Raw genomic sequence first — 6,380 nt, 5'->3', positions numbered from 1 at the left:
GACGATAATCTGGAAAAATGTCATCCTGAGCGAAGCGTTCTCGGAGAGTAGGATCTCCCCAGATCCTTTGCTTTGCTCAGGATGACGTAAAATTAAATGAAAAAGAAGTTGTATCTAGATATTTTATTCATTTTCCGGAATTTCAATTATCTCTAATTTTAGCTCATTTCGAATCGTTTGACAATACTTTTTCCCAGCTTTAAAAAGTATCCAAAAATTAATTTTTATCGCCCAAAAAGGAAACGACATCACATAACTACTAAGATATCTTTCCCTTTCAACAAAGCGATCTCTAAGCGAATCTACCGGAATTTTTTGAGGAAAATGACCGCATTGTCTAAAGATTTCTACAGCATCTTCATGAGTTTCTAGAAAGCTTGCAAAAGTAGAATAATTGTCACTCATCAAAGCTTGATAGTAAAAATTATTTGGTTTCGGTGTATGTATCGCATCGAAAGAAACCGTCGGTGTATGTACTGCATCAAAAGAAACCGTTTTTAGCAATAAATTACTTGCAAATACTGTCGATAATTCCGAGAAAATTTTCTGCGGATAAACAGCAGAAATTAAACTAGGAACATAAATTAAATACCAATCAATTGCTTTTTCTGGATGTCTGAGGATCGTGACAATAAAATAGTAACTTTTTTGCAAAGAAAAGCGATCTATTTCACGAAAACCTAATTGTTCTATTTCAGTAATTATGCTAGCTAACTGAGTAAAACCTCGCTTAAATTTTCTGGCTTTTCTTTCAGTAATTGGATGTGGTGTATAATCTTCAGCAAATACAGATGTATAATTTTCGTAATTAGCAATAGTTAGTAATAGGAAAAAACCAAAAACTACGACTACAAAGTAAATTAAACTAAGTAAATTGAATTGTTTTGCAGACGGTTGCAAAAGCACCAGAAAACACATTATCCCAAGCGTCAGCAAACTTATAAAAATAATCAACCTCACTTGAGGAGAAATTCTTAATAGCCATTTCAACAACTTGGGTAGATTTTCTTTCATTTTTCAAATGAATAGATTAGAGAGCAAAAAAGTTATTTGTTTATTGGTATTTTAATTATCTCTAATTCTAATTGGTCGCTAAGAGGTTGACGATATTTTTTCCCAGTCTTAAAAAGAGTCCAAAAAGTAACCTTTATAGCCCAAAAGGGAATTGACATTAGATAACGATTTTCCCTTCTTTCGGTTTCAACAAAGTGACTTCTAATTGAGTTAGGAGAAATTTCTTTGGGATGATGACCTCGTTGTCTAAAAAGTGTTAAAGCTTCTTGATGAGCTTCAAGAAGTGTAGCATAATTAGCATTAAGCAAAGCTTGATAGTAAACATTTTTTGGTTTTAGGGTATGAACTGCATCAATAGAGACTGTGAAAATAAATAAGTCACTTTCAAATACTGTAGTTAATTCAGAAAAAATTATCTTATTCGCAAAAGATATTAAATACCAATCAATTGATTGTTGTCGATCTCTCAGGATAACAATAATAATATCGTAATTACGTTTGAGATAAAAACGATCTATTTCTCGAAAACCTAATTTTTCGATTTCGGTAATTTCTTTAGTTAATTGGGAAATAGTTCGCTCAAATTTTCTTTCTGGAATTGAACGTGGTGTACACTTATCCAGAAAAACAGATGTATAATTTTCGTAGTTAGCAAGACTCGTTAAAATCAAGAAAAGAAGAATTAAAACTAAGAAGTAAACTAAACCAGGTGGTTGAAATACTATACCCCAAATTATTAGTGCAGCTAGAGCTATATATAACCTTATGTTTCCAGGAATAAGCAATATCGGTTGCAACAACTTGGGTCGATTATCTCTCATGGTTTTTCGTCCTTAATAAAGTAAGTTGACAAAATTATTATTTCAGACAAATCAGTTATTTTTTTGACTGGAATCATTTTTAGAAGAGTGAATATTGTTACTATCTTGGCTGTGGGATTTTCCCCCATTTGACTGATGTTGAAACCAGCTCGCAAGACTGGTTGATAGTTGTGTTAAAGACGCAATTAATTCCGGTGAAACTTCTACTGGTAAGCTACCACTACGAACGTGCAAATCTCGTTGGGGAAAGGGAATTTCTACACCACGATTGCGAAAAATTGCTTCAATCCGAAAATAAAGATCGCTTTTGATTTGAAACTGTTTTTGTGGTTCTTTAATCCAAACTAATAAATCAAAATCAAGGGAACTATCGCCAAATCCTCTAAAAAATACTTTTGGTTGAGGGTTTTCGATAATATCTGGATGATTTTTGGTAGCATCAATTAAGGCAGATCGGACTGTAGTTAAATCTGAACCATAAGCTACTCCTATAGGAAGTTTTAATCGGGATACTGAACTATGATGATTCCAGTTGACTACTTCTTGTTCTAAAAAGCGGGAATTAGGCAAAATAATGGAGACTTGGTCGAGGGTACGAATTTCGGTACTGCGGACGCTAATTCGCTCTACTGTACCCATTAAATCGCCAACTTCAACAAAATCACCGACTTGGATAGGACGATCGAAAATAAGTACCAAACCGCTAATAAATTCTTTGGCTACTCCTTGCAATCCTAAACCAATACCAACACCGAGAACGCCTGCAAAAACGGTGAGAGAACTTAAATCTAGTCCCCAAACTTGCAAGACAACAATTGTGCCAATAAAGATAAAAGCATAGTTAGCAATAATGGTAATTGTTTCTTGGGCGGCGCGGTTTAAACCAGTATAGCGGAGGACGCGCGATCGCAAAAGTCGCTTGACGATTCTCGAAACATAAATTAATCCGGCAAATAAACCAAAGAGAATGAATAAATCCAGGACTGAATAGGCGTTATCTCCAAGGGGAATAAGTTGGGAAGTGACACTGTTTTCAACGACTCCAAAACTGCTACTTAAAAAGCTCACAACTCGACGACTGAGTTGTCTGGTTTGGATAAATAGATCGCTGATATAAATTAAACTCCAAATTCCGATGATGATGCGGATAATAGCGATAATAATTTGAGCAGCAATTTCTACATTTGTCTGGTGTCTGACAGTTTCTTCTTCTGAATTACCGTTACTGAAAAGTCGATCTAACAAAGGTTTTAGCTTACGTTCCCAAAACCAACCGACTCCCCAACAAAGCGCGATCGCCACTATAATCCAAGCAAAAGATACTAATCCTGCTTGGAGAAAATATCTGGTTGTGCGTTCGTATTGCGCGTCAGCGATCGCCTTTTCTAGTTCTCGCCGCCAAATTTGTGCTTGTTGTTCTACACTTCTCTCATCAGGAGTATCTTTGGCAGTGACTGTCAGTAAGTGCTCGTTGTTGACTCTAATTACAGGTAAACTTAGGCTAGTATCGACTTCTACAACGGCTGGAGTTTGGGAGTTTTTAACGATTTCTTCGAGAATAATGTTAGCTTCTCGCGCTCGTTTGTCAGCGCTGAATTTAGCTTCATTGACTTCAAATAATCTTCGTCCGTCAATGGTAATTGGTGCAGTAGGAGTATCTTGTGCCAAAATTGGCGCTATCGAAGTTAAACCTAAACAGGCGATCGCCACTAGCAAAAATGAGATAACTTCGATAAGAAACGATCGGTTTTTCATAGATTGGGGATTGGGGATTGGGGACTGGGGATTGGGGATTGGGGGGAGATAAGGGAGATAAACTGGTAACTGGTAACTGGTAACTGCTAACTGATAACTGCTAACTGCTAACTGGTAACTGTTCACTGCTAACTGCTAACTGCTAACTGATAACTGCTAACTGCTAACTGATAACTGTTCGCTGTTGGCTGATTTTTCCGCGAGTAATTTCGGTTTTAAATAAAGATTGTCTAGGACAGCCGAAGCACCTGCAACCCAAGGTGGGACAATTAAAGCACCGATAATTCCTAAGACTTGTGCGCCGCCAATAACTGCTAAAAGTTGATATAAAGGATGAACTCGGACTGTGTTACCTACGAGTAGAGGATCGAGTAAATATGTTTCCACATTTTGAATAATTACGAATAGTAGTAACACCCATAAAAAAGTCCAACCTCCTTGGGCGATCGCTACAATTAAGGCGGGAATTGCTCCGAGTACGGGTCCGAAAAAGGGAATTAGGTTGGTAAACCCGGCAATTACTCCTAAACCAAGGGCAAATTCGGAAATTCCTAAGAATTTCAAACTGACGCTAATCGCTAATCCTAAAATTGCCGAAACTAAGACTCGCCCTTGGATATAACCGCCCATACGCTGACTTACAGGTACTACCTGTGACGCTAAGCGATCGTCCCACGGTTTGGGAAATAAACTGAAAAAACCGGAAATTAATCTTTCTGCACCCGATAGCATATAGCCTGACAAAACTAGCGAGAAAACTAAACTAACTACGCCGCCAACAATGCCTCTGGTGACTCCGTAAGAACGCACTAGCAACTGTTGCGAAGCCTGAAACGTCCATCTCGTCACGGCTTGGGTATCGAAAAGTTGGTTAATTTGTTCGATCGCTTCGGGTTCGGTCATGCCAAAGCGTACTGCTATATTTTCTGCTAGGGCTTCCAAAACATCTAAATAAGTTGGCAACCGCCGAAATAGTCTTTGAATTTGTTCGACTACTGTCGGACCAATCAACAAGACTACTCCTGTCAAAATTGAAATTAAGCCCAAGTAAACCAGGATAACTGCTAACCAGCGAGGAATTTTTAACCTTTCTGCACCTTTGACAAAAGGTGCTAAGGTAGCCGCTAAGACTACGGAAATCATCAAGACGACGATCAAACTCCGTAACTGCCATAACAGCACTAAAATCAAGCCAGTAGCAACAAATGTTAACAGGTTTGAGAAAGAAAGATTAACGCGCCGCTCAATTGACATAAATTTAAGCTGAGTCAGAATTATTTAATCTAGAGACTTTCTAACTCAAGTCTCTAACCGCGATGCCATTCGGTTACACCACCTGGCTTGTCAATTAAGATGATACCTTGGGCTTTGAGTTCATCGCGAATGCGATCGCCTTCGGCAAAGTTTTTCGCTTGACGCGCTTGTTTTCGTTGTTCGATTAAGGCTTCGATTTCGGCTTCGCTTAAACCTGCGTTTGCTTCCTTGACATTTTCCTCAAATTGTGCAGTAAATCCTAAGACTTCTGCCAATTCGACTAAAGTCGCCCATTGTCGCTGCAATTGCTCCGGGCTGGTTTGAGTTTTCCCTTCGTGAATTAACAGATTTCCCTCGCGACGCAACTCCTTCGCTAATTCAAACAAAACCGCCAAACCGCCAGCGAAGTTGAAATCATCATCAACCGATGCTGCAAAGCGCGTGCTAAACTCCTCGATAATCTTACTCGTATCCGAATTTAACTCTTTCCAGCCCAATTTATTACCATATTGTTCACCAAAAAGCAACCCTTCTTTTAAAGTATTCCAGCCATTCGTCGCGGCTTCCAACGCCTCATCAGTAAAATCTACAGGCTTGCGATAATGAGCTTGCAAAATAAACAAACGCACCGCCATCGGGTCAAATTTCGCCAATAATTCGCGAATCGTCACAAAATTGCCCAACGACTTTGACATCTTCTCGCCGCCCACCTTCACCATACCATTGTGCAGCCAATACTTCGCCAAAGGCTTACCCGTAGCCGCTTCCGACTGAGCAATTTCATTTTCGTGGTGCGGAAAAATCAAGTCACTACCACCCACATGAAGATCGATAGTTTCCCCCAATCTTTCGCGCACCATAGCCGAACATTCTATATGCCAACCCGGACGACCACCACCCCAAGGCGACTCCCAACTCGGTTCTCCGGGCTTAGAAGCCTTCCACAGCGCGAAATCAAAAGCCTCTTTCTTCTTCGCCGCTTCGGGATCTGACACATCCACTCGTCCGCTAGCACCAGCCTGCAAATCTGCTAACTTGCGTCCCGAAAGTTTACCATAGTCAGGAAACTGGCGCACTGCATAGTAAACATCGCCACCAGCCGGATAAGCATAACCTTTTTCTTCGAGTTCGTGTACCAGACGCTTAATTCCATCGAGGGTATGAGTAGCGCGAGGATAAGCATCCGCAGGTTCCACTTTTAAGCGTTCCATATCCTCAAAATAAGCTTGGATAAAGCGTTCCGAAATAGTTTCCATCGGTACACCTTCACTTCTGGCGCGATTGAGGATTTTATCATCAATATCAGTAAAATTTTGGATATACTCAACCTGATAGCCACGCCAGCGCAGATAACGACGCACCACATCCCAAACCAAACAAGTCCGCGCATGACCCAAATGGCAATAATCGTACACCGTAATCCCGCAGCAATACATCCGCACCTTATGATCAAACAAAGGTTCAAAAGCTTCTTGAGTACGAGTTAAAGAGTTGTAAACAGTTAAAGTCATACGCAGTATTTTTTTCGAGTAATAA

The 6,380-nt window shown here is 39.7% G+C and carries 5 protein-coding genes; all 5 read right to left on the bottom strand.

Annotated elements, in window-relative coordinates; all coding sequences use genetic code 11:
• Positions 1-123: 123 nt before the first annotated feature.
• From G3T18_RS15985 to cysS, 5 genes are read right to left on the bottom strand one after another with little or no spacing between them, the layout of a single operon-like run.
• On the bottom strand, positions 124-1,014 hold the full coding sequence (locus G3T18_RS15985) for a hypothetical protein (RefSeq protein ID WP_224411568.1): 891 nt from the start codon (positions 1,012-1,014) through the stop codon (positions 124-126).
• Between the two features lie 32 nt (positions 1,015-1,046).
• A complete protein-coding gene (locus G3T18_RS15980) occupies positions 1,047-1,835 on the bottom strand; it encodes a hypothetical protein (RefSeq protein WP_224411567.1) in 789 nt (262 codons plus the stop codon).
• A gap of 51 nt (positions 1,836-1,886) precedes the next feature.
• On the bottom strand, positions 1,887-3,716 hold the full coding sequence (locus G3T18_RS15975) for a mechanosensitive ion channel family protein (RefSeq protein ID WP_224411566.1): 1,830 nt from the start codon (positions 3,714-3,716) through the stop codon (positions 1,887-1,889).
• 30 nt (positions 3,717-3,746) lie between these two features.
• Positions 3,747-4,844: an AI-2E family transporter gene (locus G3T18_RS15970; RefSeq protein ID WP_224411565.1), complete on the bottom strand. Its 1,098-nt coding sequence runs from the start codon at positions 4,842-4,844 to the stop codon at positions 3,747-3,749.
• A 53-nt stretch (positions 4,845-4,897) separates the two neighbouring features.
• The gene (gene cysS / locus G3T18_RS15965) at positions 4,898-6,355 is read right to left on the bottom strand and encodes a cysteine--tRNA ligase (RefSeq protein ID WP_224411572.1); all 1,458 of its coding nucleotides are present in this window, start codon (positions 6,353-6,355) and stop codon (positions 4,898-4,900) included.
• Positions 6,356-6,380: the final 25 nt, after the last annotated feature.

The sequence above is a fragment of the Oscillatoria salina IIICB1 genome, from assembly GCF_020144665.1.
In the GTDB taxonomy this organism is placed as follows: domain Bacteria; phylum Cyanobacteriota; class Cyanobacteriia; order Cyanobacteriales; family SIO1D9; genus IIICB1.
Note: the sequence above shows the minus strand (reverse complement) of the source record. Positions and strands in the feature narration are given on the sequence as shown.